The sequence below is a fragment of the Psychromonas arctica genome (assembly GCF_036697365.1).
Taxonomy (GTDB): domain Bacteria; phylum Pseudomonadota; class Gammaproteobacteria; order Enterobacterales; family Psychromonadaceae; genus Psychromonas; species Psychromonas arctica_A.
This window is the reverse complement of the sequence record NZ_JBAHZA010000006.1, coordinates 150,083-165,421: the sequence shown is the minus strand read 5'-3', so window position 1 is coordinate 165,421 and position 15,339 is coordinate 150,083. Positions and strand designations below refer to the sequence as shown.

At 38.0% G+C, this 15,339-nt stretch carries 13 protein-coding genes; 1 reads left to right on the top strand and 12 read right to left on the bottom strand.

Annotation, left to right across the window (positions count from 1 at the left end; translation table 11 throughout):
- Positions 1-18: 18 nt before the first annotated feature.
- The 4 genes from V5290_RS08940 to frsA form a co-directional block, all read right to left on the bottom strand.
- Positions 19-1,266 (bottom strand): glutamate-5-semialdehyde dehydrogenase, encoded by a 1,248-nt coding sequence (locus V5290_RS08940; protein ID WP_333384271.1) that lies wholly within the window; start codon positions 1,264-1,266, stop codon positions 19-21.
- A gap of 38 nt (positions 1,267-1,304) precedes the next feature.
- The gene (gene proB / locus V5290_RS08935; protein ID WP_113817938.1) at positions 1,305-2,414 is read right to left on the bottom strand and encodes a glutamate 5-kinase; all 1,110 of its coding nucleotides are present in this window, start codon (positions 2,412-2,414) and stop codon (positions 1,305-1,307) included.
- Between the two features lie 403 nt (positions 2,415-2,817).
- Positions 2,818-3,189, bottom strand: a complete 372-nt coding sequence (gene crl / locus V5290_RS08930) for a sigma factor-binding protein Crl (protein WP_333384265.1) — start codon at positions 3,187-3,189, stop codon at positions 2,818-2,820.
- A gap of 55 nt (positions 3,190-3,244) precedes the next feature.
- Positions 3,245-4,504 carry an esterase FrsA gene (gene frsA / locus V5290_RS08925; protein ID WP_333384261.1) on the bottom strand — a complete coding sequence of 420 codons (1,260 nt, stop codon included), beginning with the start codon at positions 4,502-4,504 and terminating at the stop codon, positions 3,245-3,247.
- Positions 4,505-4,799: 295 nt separating this feature from the next.
- Between frsA and V5290_RS08920 the strand changes: the two genes are divergently transcribed.
- Positions 4,800-5,693 (top strand): GGDEF domain-containing protein, encoded by an 894-nt coding sequence (locus V5290_RS08920; protein WP_333384259.1) that lies wholly within the window; start codon positions 4,800-4,802, stop codon positions 5,691-5,693.
- Here V5290_RS08920 and tilS read toward each other — a convergent pair.
- The 8 genes from tilS to V5290_RS08880 form a co-directional block, all read right to left on the bottom strand.
- Positions 5,673-7,031 carry a tRNA lysidine(34) synthetase TilS gene (gene tilS / locus V5290_RS08915; protein ID WP_333384257.1) on the bottom strand — a complete coding sequence of 453 codons (1,359 nt, stop codon included), beginning with the start codon at positions 7,029-7,031 and terminating at the stop codon, positions 5,673-5,675. The genes V5290_RS08920 and tilS overlap by 21 nt on opposite strands.
- A 3-nt stretch (positions 7,032-7,034) precedes the next feature.
- On the bottom strand, positions 7,035-10,568 hold the full coding sequence (dnaE, locus tag V5290_RS08910; protein ID WP_333384254.1) for a DNA polymerase III subunit alpha: 3,534 nt from the start codon (positions 10,566-10,568) through the stop codon (positions 7,035-7,037).
- 6 nt (positions 10,569-10,574) lie between these two features.
- Positions 10,575-11,186 carry a ribonuclease HII gene (gene rnhB, locus V5290_RS08905; RefSeq protein ID WP_333384251.1) on the bottom strand — a complete coding sequence of 204 codons (612 nt, stop codon included), beginning with the start codon at positions 11,184-11,186 and terminating at the stop codon, positions 10,575-10,577.
- 30 nt (positions 11,187-11,216) lie between these two features.
- Complete coding sequence (gene lpxB / locus V5290_RS08900) at positions 11,217-12,356, bottom strand: lipid-A-disaccharide synthase (RefSeq protein WP_333384248.1); 1,140 nt, start codon at positions 12,354-12,356, stop codon at positions 11,217-11,219.
- A gap of 137 nt (positions 12,357-12,493) precedes the next feature.
- On the bottom strand, positions 12,494-13,282 hold the full coding sequence (lpxA, locus tag V5290_RS08895) for an acyl-ACP--UDP-N-acetylglucosamine O-acyltransferase (RefSeq protein ID WP_333384246.1): 789 nt from the start codon (positions 13,280-13,282) through the stop codon (positions 12,494-12,496).
- On the bottom strand, positions 13,282-13,734 hold the full coding sequence (gene fabZ, locus V5290_RS08890; RefSeq protein ID WP_113817947.1) for a 3-hydroxyacyl-ACP dehydratase FabZ: 453 nt from the start codon (positions 13,732-13,734) through the stop codon (positions 13,282-13,284). Before fabZ ends, lpxA begins: the two co-directional genes overlap by 1 nt.
- Positions 13,735-13,744: 10 nt before the next feature.
- Positions 13,745-14,767, bottom strand: a complete 1,023-nt coding sequence (lpxD, locus tag V5290_RS08885) for a UDP-3-O-(3-hydroxymyristoyl)glucosamine N-acyltransferase (protein WP_333384242.1) — start codon at positions 14,765-14,767, stop codon at positions 13,745-13,747.
- An 8-nt stretch (positions 14,768-14,775) separates the two neighbouring features.
- Complete coding sequence (locus V5290_RS08880) at positions 14,776-15,285, bottom strand: OmpH family outer membrane protein (RefSeq protein WP_333384239.1); 510 nt, start codon at positions 15,283-15,285, stop codon at positions 14,776-14,778.
- Positions 15,286-15,339 lie beyond the last annotated feature (54 nt).

Genomic DNA, 15,339 nt, shown 5'->3' with positions numbered 1-15,339 from the left:
AATAGAGGGTATTTAATTTTATGAACGAATTAGATGGTCGCTAATACCAACCCATTTATAAGTCGTTAATTCAGGTAAGCCCATTGGACCACGAGCATGAAGTTTCTGTGTTGATACCGCTACTTCCGCACCCAAACCAAATTGGCTACCATCAGTGAAACGCGTACTTGTATTAACATACACAGCAGCAGCATCGACAGCACTGATAAATTTATTAGCGATAGTAAAGTCGTTAGTCAAAATACCTTCAGAGTGTGCAGAACTATGTTCGCGAATATGTGCTAATGCTTCACTTAAATTAGCAACCACTTTAACGCCTAAGTTTAAAGATAACCATTCTTTAGAGAAGTCACCTTCTTGTGCTGCAACCGCATCATCACCTAAAATCGCTTTTGCTTTTTCTTCTGCTACTAAGGTCACGCCTAATGGCAATAAGTGCGCTGCCACTTTTGGTAAGAAAGTCTCTGCAATATCAGCTTCAACTAATAGTGTATCTAAGGCATTACAAACACTCGGACGTTGTACTTTTGCATTTTCAATAATTGCTAGTGCTTTCTCTACATTAAGCGTTTTTTCTGCGAATAGATGACAAATACCAATACCACCAATAATAACTGGAATAGTACTGTTTTCTTTACAGAAGTTCTGTAAACCAGAGTTACCACGTGGAATAATCATATCCACATATTTATCAAGTTTTAGTAACTCACCAACCAACGCTCGGTCTGTATTTTCAATATATTGTACAGCAGTCTTTGGTAAACCAACTTTTTCAAGAGCTGCTTGAATAAACTTAACTAATACTAAGTTAGAGTTAATCGTTTCTTTACCACCACGTAGAATGCTTGCATTACCCGTTTTCAAACTCAGTGCTGCAATATCAATAGTCACGTTAGGACGCGCTTCATAAATTACACCCAGTACACCTACTGGTACGCGACGTTTAGAAAGTGTTAAGCCGTTCTCTAGAATTTTTCCGTCAAATTCTTCACCCACCGGATCAGCTAATCCAATAACGCTACGTAAATCACTTATTACACCCGCTAATCGAGTTTCATCTAATAATAAGCGATCTAATAATGCATCTGTCAAACCAGCAGCCTTACCTGCTTCGATATCTTTTTTATTTGCAGCAACTATGTCTGCAACATTTGCTTCTAATTCAATTGCAATCGCTTCTAGCGCTGCGTTTTTTGTCGTCGTATCAGTGATTGCCAACTCGTAACTTGCATCTTTTGCTTGTTGACCTATTTGTTGTAAATTCATTTCTACTCCTTTTACAGACCCACAGCGAGAGGGTCTAATTATAAAATAACTAGGTCGTCGCGATGAATAACGACGGAACCATGTTCATAACCTAATATTTTTTCAATTTCATCTGAGTGCTGACCTTTGATCTTATCAATATCGACGCTTTTATAGCGTACGATACCACGTGCTATCTCTTTACCTTTTTGATTACAAACGGATACTACGTATCCACGTAAAAATTGAGACTCAACGGACTGTATACCTTTAGCCAGTAAACTACTTCCGCCGTTTAAGATGGCGTGTTCAGCGCCTAGGTCCACCACTATCGTACCCGCAGATCGCGACCCTGCGAATATCCAGTTTTTTCTTGCTTCTAAACGATTGTTTTCAGATACAAAACGCGTGCCAACGGAAATATCATTGGCCGCATCTAAAATAACATTTTTACGTTGCCCTGAAGCGATCACCACTTCAATACCAGCACGATTAGCAACGGTTGCAGATTCAATTTTAGTGGCCATGCCACCGGTCCCTAAACCACCGACACTGCCGCCAGCTAGATTATGAATCGCCTCTGTTATTTCATTCACCTCTGTAATTAATTGTGCCTCGGGATTATTACGCGGATCAGCGGTAAATAGACCACTCTGATCGGTTAATAAGATCAGTTGATCCGCATCTGCTAATAACGCAACAAGTGCCGATAGGTTATCGTTATCTCCGACTTTAATTTCTCGTGTTGCAACGGCGTCATTCTCATTAATCAATGGAATAATACGATGCTTTAATAACGTATGTAAGGTATCTCTTGCATTAAGAAAACGCCCTTTATCGCCTAAATCAGCACGGGTTAATAACATTTGACCAACATGTAAACCGTATATTTTAAATAGGTTTTCCCACTCTCTCACTAATTGCCCTTGCCCCACTGCTGCCAACATCTGTTTATTAGCAATAGTAGGTGCTATATCTGGCATATTGAGATGCTCTTTACCAGCAGCAATTGCGCCTGACGTCACCACTATAATGGGGTGACCTTGTTGATGCAGAATTGCACATTGACGTACAATCTCCAGCATTTGCGCACGGTCTAATTTACTTGTACCACTGGTTAAAACACTGGTTCCCAATTTAACTACAATTGTTTTTTTATTCGCATTCATCTATTTATGCTTCATGTAAAAAAATAAAAAGGCTCAAAGTATCTGTTCTCTGTGATATTTAAGAAGCTCACTACATTATGTTGTGCAATGTAGGTAGCGCCTAATTTTCATGATGAGAATCATACTAAGTTTAATCGTTATACCAATTATATTAAATAAATGCTCTCAATTTTGCGTAGAAAAGGTAACTTAATTTAAAGCATAATTTGAGTAAAAGAGTCATTCCTTTTACAAAAACTACAACAAACAAATAAGTGATTTTAACAAGTAAAATCGATCAGTTAATTAATGTAATCAGTGTTATTGAGCTTAAAAAAAAACAGCAACTACATGAGTTACTGTTTTAAGTATAACATTTTCAAAGGAATATTATGGGCAAAATAAATAATGCCTTAATTACTAGCTATTCTGGTGTTAATTCGAAGCCTGTTTCAACATCGATTAATTCGCTTAATTTATCAATGAACACTTGAAATGCCTGATCTAATTGTTGCATCTGTTTTTTGGTGATCTTAGTTTCTACCCACTGACCTTCCAAATTATAAAGACCATTAAAGCGCTGATAAGTAAATTGCGTATCTTGCCTATTCACCACTACCCACCAGCCCAAAAAAGTTCTATTTTCAGGATCTTTCTTAATATCAACACATATCTCTAAACAGTCAAAAAAAAATGTTTTCTCATCAGATTGTAAATGACGAAAATACGGGCCGATTTCGGTAAACAACTTAAATAAACGACCACGTGATGGCCCTTTTCCTAGGGTCTGAGACATATTTTAACGCTCCTTGAATAACATACTGTTAACTTAACTGTATTTAATATACCACTTACTCTTGTAAATGTTTTGCTAACCATTGTGCAGAATATTCTAAAGTTATCAAATAAGAATCAAATATGGGAGCTTTATCAATGATTTTAGCTTCACTTTCGTAACTAATTCTCCCCATTAACTTTAAATCTTGCTCACTACACATGAGATCACCGCTGTGACCAATGCTTAAACAAGGCGTTTTTACTTTTTTACGCCCTAACAACCCCTGCTTAACTAAAGAAAATGGGACACAATACTGATAAAGGTAACTTGCATCAGACTGACGCAACTGCATACGATTTGCTAAGCAATCCAAGGTCATTACTGGTAATTGATTGAACCGTTTTACATCGTCAAAAATGCTTGCCACTGCAGCACCTACACTAACTACTGCCTTGACGCGCTGAGGTTCAACATAGCCTAAGCGATTAAGTGCATTACCACCCATCCGCATCCCCATTAACGCGACTCTAGATTGATCAACCCATGGAATTTCATCTATATAATGCAAAATAGCTTGGTGTAGGTGTGATGTATCTTGCGTAAGTTTTAAATGATTAGAAAACCCAACACCTGGCATATCCACAGTAAGCATCGCGATACCAGCAGGCTTTAAATACTTTTCAAATAAAGGTAACAAGTCGCACTGTAAGGAATCAATACCAGCACTAACAATTACCACAGGATGAATTTCATCATCATTCGGTAAATGTAAAAAAGTAGTAACATGTTTGCCTTGGAAAGGGACTTGAATTTCTTTTAACAACGTACTGTTATTTTGAGTAAAGGATTGGCGATAATTACTAACAGCGAGTGTTTGTGCCTGAATACTATATTCATCGCCTTTTAAATGTGGGTAGCTGGCAACACTGTACAACTGTGATGCAAGATAAAAAGACTGTTGTGCTTTTTGTTGCTCACCAGCTTGCATGAATTGATTAGCTTTCTTTTGATAGGACATCGCTTTCTTAGACCATTCATAATTCCAATTACCTGAACGAAATCCTACGACCGTATCCAATAAGTTAGGATCACTCCTTTTGTTAGAAGAAGCACTAATTTTAGCCATCACTTCATAACAATCAATAATATCGATTCCTTGCCATGACCACTGTAATAACTTAAGAAGACGATACCAACCGACACTTTGTTGGCCATCGAACATTGACTGTTCGAGTCGTTGATGTTTTTTAGAACTACTGTTTGCTATTAATGTAGATGTCTCTTTTGCATTGTTTTTTTGAGAAAAGAGCACTTCAGATAAGTTTTTAGACATAGGCTTCTCATTAAAACTGGATTAGTTATCAAATAAAATCATGGTGTTCCGGTAAAGAATAACATGTTCTAAATAAGCGACAATGGTTAACTAAAACAATCCCTGATCAAACCAAACGACTAACGAACGAATAAGAAAAATAAAATACTCCTTAGAATCAATTGTTTACTTTATGAGCACTTCACTACTAACTTATAATAAAAATAAGTGGCACGAATTTCGCTTTAATTTAAATAATTATACTCGATTTAATAAACGTCAAACTAATGTCGCTAATGTGCGCTAAGGAAATTATATGGAAAGCATCCCTAATAAAGAATACAGCTATGCCGGTACTAAATCACCGCTATTTACTGTTTTTTCCAGCGAGCCATTATTAAGTACAAAAGACAAATTACTGACTCTGGAAACATTACAGAAAAGTTTAGACTTAAAAGAGATGATGGAAAATTTTGCCTCTTTGGTGGCAAGTTTTATCCGTCCCTTTAATATTCGCTTTCAATCTGCTTTTGGTTTTTTTAGTTTATCAAAATCACAACAAAGCAACTTTACTCGAAACTTTAATTTAGACTCAGCAGGGTTATCACCAAGATTAGGTACGATGACTTATCAAAGTGCAACTCCCTTTACGACCACTGAAGACAAGTTATTATCGGAATTGCATCAGTTATTGCAGCCGAGTTTAAAGCATGCTTTAAAGTTTTCTGAGTTAAACTCGATGGTATACAAAGATTATCTGACTAATATCGGCAATCGCGCTTATTACGATGAAACTATTTTTCATGCAATCGAACAAAGCAATCGTACTAACTTAGGCTTATCTTTAATGGTCTTGGATATTAATAAATTTAAACCTATTAACGATACTTATGGCCATAGTAAAGGCGATCAAGTATTAAATGCTTTCGCACAAGTACTAACAAAAAGTATTCGTACATCGGACTTTGTGTTTCGTTTAGGTGGAGACGAATTTGTGATTATCTTACAACCTTCAACTCCTTGCTCCATTGCTAAAGTGCAGCAACGTATTAAACAAGAGATAGAAAAAAATAGTTTATTAAAAGAACTTAATTTCTCGGCTAGTTTTGGCTTTAGCCATTGGGAAATAGGTACCAGTGCGGCACAACTTTTTGATCAAGCAGATCAGCATCTATACCAAAATAAAGCATTAGCTAGAGCACATCGCTAACTGTAACCGAGGCAACTCTACATTAGGAGTAAGCTGGCATTGCCATACTCCTAATGCCTCTACTAAATATTCATCGATAAATATAAATATTACTTGTTCTCTTTGCCAAGGTGGCACTTGAAACTCATGCAGTAGTTTCTTAATTGAGCGGGATTTAGATCGCCCTTCTGGCTGACAGGTCAACTTGCTATTAAGATGTTTTCTAAAGCAGCAGGTTATTGTGTGTTGCTTAAGTATTGCAGTATCAACTAAAGAAAAATCGATAGCTAAAGTCCGTTCATTGAGGCTCGATCCTTTATCAACCCGCAATAAAGATTCCCCCTTCCAAACAATCGGTTCTTTAGGTAGCGCAATACTTTGAATTGGAACGATATAAAGATTACCCAAATATCGGTGAATTGTATGCTTAACTAATTTTAAACAAGGTTGTTTATCCTGTTCAGCTAATGCAACCTCTTCCCATAATACCGATAGTTGTTTACTAGTGGGGTAATCTAACCCATTAGATTTTAACCAGTGACGTAATAGGTTATTACGGCGAGGAATTGATAGGTTTATTAACGAATTAATCGATAGTGTTTCATCACCTAACCTCATTTCTAAACATTGCTGAAGATCTTCAGCAGCGATTTCATCTACCAAACTCTGCTGCTCTTGGCATAATTGTGCTGTACGCGATACAGATTTAGCGATTGCTGGCCAACGTTGAGAAAGCAAAGGTGCGATTTGATGACGAATGAAATTACGATCAAAATGAATATCCTGATTACTTTCATCCTCTACCCAGGTTAATCCCTCTATTTGAGCATAATCGATAATTTGTTGCCGAGAAAAGTTTAATAAAGGGCGGACTAAGTAACCTGAATGAAATGTTTGATAACTTCTAATGCCTTGTAAACCTGTACTACCAGATCCTCTTTTTAAGGCTAATAATAAAGTTTCCAACTGATCATCTTGATGATGCCCTGTCAATATAATGTCGTTATCGGCCATCTTCTTCAAAAAACACTGATAACGAGCCTCTCTAGCCAAAGCCTCTAAGCTATTACGACTGTTTTTTTGAATGTTCACTTTTGAGCTTAATAATTCAATATTTAACTCATTACAAAACGTTTTACAAAACTCATTCCATTGCTCAGCATGCTCGCTTAAACCATGATTTACATTGTGCGCTATGACTTGATAACCAGAATGCTGTTGTTGAAACCCAACGAGCAACTTCAATAAAACAATTGAATCTACTCCACCACTCAATGCGACAACAAACCTTGGTGCCGCAGTAATAGCCGGTAACTTCGAAATAATGCTTAATAACTGTTGGTTAAACTTCGCTTGCATCGATTACCCTTGGTCAAAATGTAAGGTGACATTTTCTTCACCTAACAAGCGACCTAATTCAAACAACAAATCATCATTAGGCGTAATTGACCACTCTATTCCCAACTCCACTTCTACTTGTGCTTGATGGTTTTGATAGTTAATAAAGACAGGACATAAACCACCAGCAGCGGGAGAAAGTACTTCCTTCAAACGAACTTGAAAATCAGCTAATGATTGCTTTTGTAATACGTTAGAAGAGATTGATAAACGCAACTTACTTGCAAAACGCTCCCTAGCTTGGTCGATACTCATTACTTCCCGGGCATTCATTTTTAATCCGCCATTGAAGTAATCTTCACTTACTTGCCCTTGTAGTACCACAATATTATCAGTTACTAATAAGGCTTCATGTTGATCTAATAGATCAGCAAAAATGGTCACGTCCATACGTGCGCTTTTATCATCTAAGGTTAAGATCCCCATGCGCTTACCCGCTTTGGTAACCATCACACGCATTGCTAACACTAACCCACAAACACGGCTATTTTGACCGCGCCCATTAACTGTTAATGAACCTAACTTTAAACAATTAATAGCACGTAAATCGGGTTCATATTGGTTAATTGGGTGACCTGTTAAGTACAGCCCTAAAGTATCTTTTTCACCTTTTAACCATTGTTTCTCCGGCCATTTTTCCACAACAGAAAATTTATCTTCAATTTCATCATGATCAGTCGTTAACACACCGAATAAATCACTTTGACCAAATGACTCAGCTTTTTTATGTTGTGCGGCAGCACTTAATGCATCAGCTAAGTTTTCCATTAACGCTGCACGATGTGGCCCTAAGTTATCCAAAGCACCTGCTAGGATTAACTTTTCAATAATACGTTTACCACAACGTTTCAAATCGACTCGGTTACAAAAATCAAACAGATCTTTAAACTTACCACCTTCAGTACGAGCTTCAATAATGGCATCAATAGGACCTTCACCAACGCCCTTAATTGCACCAATACCGTAAATAATACGTAAGTCTTTATCGACGTTAAATTTAAATAGTCCTTCATTTACGTCTGGTGGGCAAAGTGTCAAGCCCATGTTATGGCACTCATCGACTAAGATAACGACTTTATCGGTGTTATCCATATCTGCAGACATTACCGCGGCCATAAAATACGATGGGTAGAAGGTTTTCATCCATAGGGTTTGATAAGATACTAGCGCATAAGCCGCTGAGTGAGATTTGTTAAAACCGTAACCCGCAAATTTCTCTACCAAGTCAAAGATCTTCATGGCTAATTCGCCATCAATACCGTTTTCAATAGCGCCAGATTCAAAGGTTGCACGTTGCTTAGCCATCTCTTCAGGCTTTTTCTTACCCATAGCACGACGTAACATGTCCGCGCCACCTAGCGTGTATCCAGATAATACTTGGGCAATCTGCATTACTTGTTCTTGGTATAAAATAATACCGTAAGTTGGTGACAGGATGTCTTTCAGCGATTCATGTTGCCATTTTTCATCTGGATAAGAGACGACTTCACGGCCATGCTTACGTTCAATAAAGTTATCTACCATGCCTGACTGCAATGGACCTGGTCGGAATAAAGCCACCAATGCAATCATATCTTCAAAACAATCGGGTTGAAGACGACGAATCAAATCTTTCATACCCCGAGACTCTAATTGGAATACCGCTGTGGTTTCATAACGCTTTAACAGCTCAAAACAAGCAGGCTCAGTTAAGTCTATTTTTTCGATGTAAATCGGCTCTTCACCACGTTCATGTTTATGGGCATTAGCCATGTCTAGTGCCCATTGAACAATGGTTAATGTTCTTAAACCTAAGAAATCAAACTTGACTAATCCAGCGGTCTCTACATCATTTTTATCAAACTGAGTAACCGGATTATGCCCTTCATCATCACAATATAATGGTGCAAAATCGGTAATGGTAGTTGGCGAGATAACTACACCACCAGCATGCTTACCAGCATTACGGATAGTACCTTCCAGAGTTCTGCACATATCAATTAAAGCACGTACATCTTCACTACCGTCATAACGCTCTTGCAGTCTCGGCTCTTCTTCAAATGCTTTAGTTAACGTCATACCCGGTGTAGGCGGCACTAATTTAGAGATGCTATCAACAAAGCCATAAGCATGACCTAATACTCGCCCTACATCACGAATAACCGCTTTAGCAGCCATCGTACCGAAAGTAATAATCTGCGATACCGCATCACGTCCATACAATTCAGCTACGTGGTCAATTACCTCATCTCGACGATCCATACAAAAGTCGATATCGAAATCGGGCATTGATACACGTTCAGGGTTCAAGAATCGTTCAAAAAGCAGTTCTAACTCTAATGGGTCTAAGTCGGTAATTTTTAATGCGTAAGCCACTAATGATCCAGCACCTGAACCACGGCCAGGTCCAACAGGAATATTGTTATCTTTACTCCACTGAATGAACTCCATTACGATTAAGAAATAACCAGGGAATCCCATTTTATTGATAACCTCTAACTCAACTTCAAGTCGTTCGTCATAGGGTTTTCTAATCTCAGCAAAGTTTTCACTGTTTTTATCAAATAAAAAATCTAAGCGCTCTTCTAAACCTTCTCTAGAAACTTTACAAAAGAACTCATCGATCTCTAAATCGCCGGTTGGAAAATCAGGCAGAAAGTATTCACCTAAGCGTAATGTAACGTTACAACGTTTGGCTATTTCTACACTGTTTTGCAAGGCTTCTGGTATATCAGAAAAGAGTTCGCACATCTCCTCTTCACTACGCAAGTATTGCTCAGGGCTGTAGTCTTTTGGACGCTTTTCATCGCCAAGTGCATAACCTTGGTTGATACACACTCGTATATCATGGGCATCGAATAATGCTTTATCGGCAAACACCACTTCATTGGTTGCCACTACAGGTAACTGCTGTTCAGCAGCTAAATCAAGCGCTAAGTGCAGGTAGTTTTCTTCATCAACGCGATTGGTACGAATTAACTCTAAATAGTAACGATCTGGGAAATGCGTTTTATAGAAAGCAGTGATTTCAGCGACTGCTGCTTTATTGCCTTTGAGCAGCATTTTACCTAAGTCGCCATCTTTAGCACCGGACAGTATAATGACGCCTTGCTGGTGCTCTATTAACCACTCTTGTTCAATGACAGCACGGCCATTGATATGACCGCGTAAGTAAGCCTTTGAAATTAACTCAGTGACATTTTTATAACCCACGGCATCCATTGCTAATGCGGTTAAACGAAATTGTTGGCCACCTAATAATTCACTTTGTACCCAAAAGTCAGCACCAATGATCGGCTTTACACCTGCACCATGCGCCGCACCATAAAATTTAACGAGACCACAAAAGTTAGTTTGATCAGTAATGGCTAAGGCAGGCATATTCATCGCCGCTGTTTTAGCCACTAATGGTTTAACCTTAGTTAAACCATCCACCATTGAAAAATCACTGTGAACTCGAAGATGGATAAATTTAGGATCCGCGTTAACAACCGCAGTTTGTTGATTACTTTCAGGCATAAAACTCTACTTTGATGTGGCAGTTAAAATAGCTTTAACAGGTTTAAAGCTTTGACGGTACTCAGCAATCACTCCATGTGTTTGCAATGCTTCAAAATGAGCCTTAGTTGGATAACCTTTATGTTTAGCAAACCCGTAGGCTGGGTAACGTTTATCCAACTCTACCATTTCACGGTCACGTGTTACCTTTGCAATAATAGAAGCGGCACTTATCTCTGCCACACGTAAATCACCTTTAACTACTGCTTCACTTGGCATTGGTAATTGAGGGCAACGATTACCATCGATAAACACATAACCAGGTTGAATAGATAACCCTTGTACTGCTCGTTGCATAGCAAGCATAGTTGCGTGCAATATATTGAGCTCATCTATCTCTATTGGAGAGGCTCTTCCGATACTCACTGCTAATGCATTTTCATTAATTTGATCAAATAATAGGACTAACTTCTTCTCACTTAGCTTTTTCGAGTCTGTTAATCCACTTATTGGCTTATTGGGATCTAAAATAACTGCTGCAGTTACTACATCGCCAACCAGAGGCCCACGCCCAACTTCATCTACCCCGGCAATATTTGGTAAATCCGGGTAGGCAATTTCAGGGAACTCTGTTTTCATGTTTAATCTTCTCTATTGGGAAATTATCAATTAATGGTTTAATAAATTAATCACAGCATTAGCTGCTTGTGTATCAGCATCACAACGGATTTGTTGATGCAACTCTGTAAAGGTTTCTACCATTTGCTGGCCATCATGTTCGATTAAACGTGTTAACTCAGCAACAATATTATCCACTGTACAATCGCCTTGGCTTAATTCTTTAACGACTTCTTTATCTGCAATCAGATTAGGCAGGGAAGTATACTTCACTTTGACTAACGCTTTAGCAATCATATAGGTTAATGGTGATACTTTATAGGCAACGACCATCGGAGCTTTAGCTAACATTGCTTCTAAAGCAGCCGTACCTGAAGCGAGTAAAACTAAATCTGCAGACTGTAAAATAGCACTAGATTGGCCATCATATAACGTGATTGGTAATGGTGAGGCTAAGGCATCGATTTGTGCTTGAAATTGTTGTCTGCGACGTTCATTAACTACAGGTACAACAAAACAATAATCTGGATATTTTTGATAGATAATTTGGGCCGCTTGTAAAAAAATAGGACCGAGCATTTCCACTTCGGCTTTACGGCTCCCAGGCAATAAAGCTAACACCTTTTTATCAGGATGTATTTGCAGTTGTTTTCGGGCCCCTAATTGATCACGTTTAAGTGGTAATTGGTCAGCTAAGGTATGTCCAATGAATTGACAAGGTACATCAAACTTATCATAAAACGCTTTTTCAAAAGGTAAAAAAGCCAGTACTAGATCCGTTGCTTTAGCTATTTTATGAATACGCCATTGCTTCCACGCCCACACAGAAGGGCTAACATAATGGATGGTTTTAATACCTTGCTGTTTTAATTTAAGCTCCACCGTTAAATTAAAATCAGGTGCATCAATACCAATAAAAATATCTGGTGGATTCTTGATAAAGTATTGGGTAATGGATTTACGAATACGCAAAATGCTGCGCAACTTCCCTAATACTTCTACAAATCCCATTACTGACAAGGCTTCTAAAGGATGCAATGCAGTACAACCCTGAGCAATCATACGAGGACCAGCAATACCTTCAAAAATAGCATCAGGATATTGCAACTTAAGCGCTTTAATTAAACCTTCCCCTAAAATATCACCCGAGGTTTCTCCGGCGATTAATCCAATACGTAATGGTTTAGTCATGGTTATCTTCTTATCATTTCTAGGTTATACCGCTTACATTAAATAATGTGCTCTCATTGGTAGAGCATCTATTTACAGCAGGTAAAAAAAAAGGCTCAAAAAGAGCCTATTTTTTAAAATATTTTAAACAAATCGGCTTAGCGAACAATACCGCGATTCTCATCAGAAATAAAATCTAACAAGGTTTTTAACTCAGGGCAATCTTCAACATTAGCTGCAATCTCCGCTTTCGCTTCCGCTAATGTTTTACCTTGGCGACATATTGTTTTATAAGCACGTTTAATTTGCATAATGGTTGCACTACTAAAACCATGACGTTTTAAACCTACAGAGTTAATACTCTGCGCCTCAGCATAATTTCCTGACGCAATAAAGTAAGGCGGAATATCTTTATTAACAGCCGAACAACCACCAATCATAGCGTGTTCACCTACTCGTGAAAACTGATGTAATGCAGATAAACCACCAATAATCACGTTATTAGCGATTTTACAATGACCCGCTAAAGTTGCATTATTTGACATAATAATATTATCTGCCAGAACACAATCATGCCCAACATGCACATAAGCCATTAATAAATTATTGTTGCCAATTTTAGTAGTACTTTCATCTTGTGTTGTACCACGATGAATCGTGCAACTTTCACGAAATACATTATTATCACCAATCTCTAAATAAGTCACTTCGCCTTTATATTTAAGATCTTGGCAGTCTTCACCGATTGAGGCAAACTGGTAGATTTTATTACCCTTACCCATTTTGGTGGAGCCTTTGATTACAACGTGTGGACCAATCCAGCAATCATCACCAATTTCAACATTATCGCCGATGATGCTATAAGGACCGACCTCTACATTTTTTCCGATAGCTGCATTTTCATGAACTATCGCTGTTGGATGAATATTTGCTGTTGAATCAATCATTAGATCTCTCTTCTTGCACACATAATTTCGGCTTGACAAACCACTTGTCCATCAACTTTAGCTTTACACTCAAATTTACCCATGCCACGTTTCTCACCGATACATGTCACGTCTAAATCCAGTCTATCACCAGGAACAACTGGCTTACGGAATTTTACTTTATCAATTGAAGCAAAGAAGTATAGCTCATTTTCAGCAGGTTTCCCGTGCTTAGTAAACGCCAACACACCGGTAGCTTGTGCTAATGCTTCTAAAATTAATACTCCTGGAAAAACTGGCGTACCAGGGAAATGCCCAGTAAATTGAGGCTCATTAAACGATACATTTTTGTAACCTTGTAAAGTTTCACCTGGTACGTGATCGACAACGCGATCAAGTAATAAAAATGGGTAACGATGCGGTAGAAGATCCATGATCTCCTTGATGTCCAGACTATTTAATTCGTTTGACACGATAACTTCCTTAGTTTTTTTCTTCTAATTGCTTTTCAAGCTGTTTTACTCGCTTGAATAATTCTTCAATTTTTAATGTATAAGCTGTTGTTTTACGCCAAGCTTTGCTCTCTTGTGCCGGGACACCAGAAGAATACACGCCAGACTTATTAATGCTACGCATCACCATGCTGTCACCAGTAATGACAACACTATCTGTAATAGTAATATGACCATTCATTGCCACACTGCCACCAATAATACAATGCTTGCCTACCACCGTACTACCAGCAATATTCGTGCCACCAGCAATTGCACAATGTTCACCGATTTTTACGTTATGGGCTATCTGACATTGATTATCAATTTTTACGCCTTTACCAATCACAGTATCTGAAAGGGCGCCCCTATCAATAGTGGTACTTGAGCCAATCTCGACATCATCACCAATAATAACTTTACCAATCTGTGGAATTTTCACCCAAGTACCTTGATAAGGTGCATTACCAAACCCATCAGATCCAATAATCGTATTGGCGTGAATTATCACGTTATTACCAATTTCACAGGCATGATAAATAGAGACATTAGGGTAGATTTTACAATCATTCCCTAATTCAGTTCCTTCACCGATCACTGTATTAGCAAATATCTGGCTATTATCGCCAACCTTAGCATTTTTACCAACCACAACATTCTCGGCAATAGCAACATTTTTACCAATGCTAGCAGTTTCATGAATAACAGCAGAGTCTGCAATATTTGCGCTCAAATTTGGCGTTGTATCAAATAATCGAGCTAATAATGCATATCCCACGTATGGGTTATCCATAAATAATGCATTGCCAGAATAAGAGTCCTTTAATTCGCTAGGCAATACGATAGCACTAGCAGTGCATTCAGATAATCGTGTCAGTAATTTCTTATCTGAAACAAAGGTAATATCCCCTTGTTTTGCACTATCAAATGTTGCCAAGCGCTCAATGATTAAATCACCGTTTCCGCCTAATTGAGCTGATAGCTGTGTTGCTAAATTTGCTAATAAGTGAGCCATAATAAACCCTATTTAGTACTAATTTCTTGAATAACTTGATCTGAGATATCTAAGCCAGGTTTAGAAAATACAATTTGCTCACCATTTAGAATGATGTCGTATTGGCCTTCTTTAGCAATATTGCTGATTACATCACGTACCACTTTAAGTGTTTTTTGTTGCTCTTCACTTTGACGGCGACGTTGATCTTCTTCGAATGCTTTACGGCTTAATTTATATTCAGAGACTTTTACTTCTAATTCACGTTGCAATTTAGTAACTTCGCTCTTACCTAACAGCTCACCATCTTTCTGGATTTTAGTTTGTAACGTTTTAATCTCTTTTTCTAGAGATTGTAATTTTTGATAACGGCCTTTAAATTCCGCCTCTAGCTTTTTAATTACTTGCGCACGTTGCGGAGATTCTTGCATTACTTTTGATGGAAATACTACACCAATTTTTTGTGCTTCTGCTGCGTTTACAGCTGAAATAGTACCCATTGCAGTTGCTAATGTAATAACTTTAAAAAAGGTCTTCATGTTGTAACTCCGTCTTAATAAAATAGTTATAAAAAGAAAAAACAAGTGCGCTGT

Excerpts from the sequence above, each read along its gene's own strand:
- V5290_RS08940 (WP_333384271.1), bottom strand. The coding sequence starts at position 1,266 with ATGAATTTACAACAAATAGGTCAACAAGCAAAAGATGCAAGTTACGAG.
- proB (WP_113817938.1), bottom strand. The coding sequence starts at position 2,414 with ATGAATGCGAATAAAAAAACAATTGTAGTTAAATTGGGAACCAGTGTT.
- crl (WP_333384265.1), bottom strand. The coding sequence starts at position 3,189 with ATGTCTCAGACCCTAGGAAAAGGGCCATCACGTGGTCGTTTATTTAAG.
- frsA (WP_333384261.1), bottom strand. The coding sequence starts at position 4,504 with ATGTCTAAAAACTTATCTGAAGTGCTCTTTTCTCAAAAAAACAATGCA.
- V5290_RS08920 (WP_333384259.1), top strand. The coding sequence starts at position 4,800 with ATGGAAAGCATCCCTAATAAAGAATACAGCTATGCCGGTACTAAATCA.
- tilS (WP_333384257.1), bottom strand. The coding sequence starts at position 7,031 with ATGCAAGCGAAGTTTAACCAACAGTTATTAAGCATTATTTCGAAGTTA.
- dnaE (WP_333384254.1), bottom strand. The coding sequence starts at position 10,568 with ATGCCTGAAAGTAATCAACAAACTGCGGTTGTTAACGCGGATCCTAAA.
- rnhB (WP_333384251.1), bottom strand. The coding sequence starts at position 11,186 with ATGAAAACAGAGTTCCCTGAAATTGCCTACCCGGATTTACCAAATATT.
- lpxB (WP_333384248.1), bottom strand. The coding sequence starts at position 12,356 with ATGACTAAACCATTACGTATTGGATTAATCGCCGGAGAAACCTCGGGT.
- lpxA (WP_333384246.1), bottom strand. The coding sequence starts at position 13,282 with ATGATTGATTCAACAGCAAATATTCATCCAACAGCGATAGTTCATGAA.
- lpxD (WP_333384242.1), bottom strand. The coding sequence starts at position 14,767 with ATGGCTCACTTATTAGCAAATTTAGCAACACAGCTATCAGCTCAATTA.
- V5290_RS08880 (WP_333384239.1), bottom strand. The coding sequence starts at position 15,285 with ATGAAGACCTTTTTTAAAGTTATTACATTAGCAACTGCAATGGGTACT.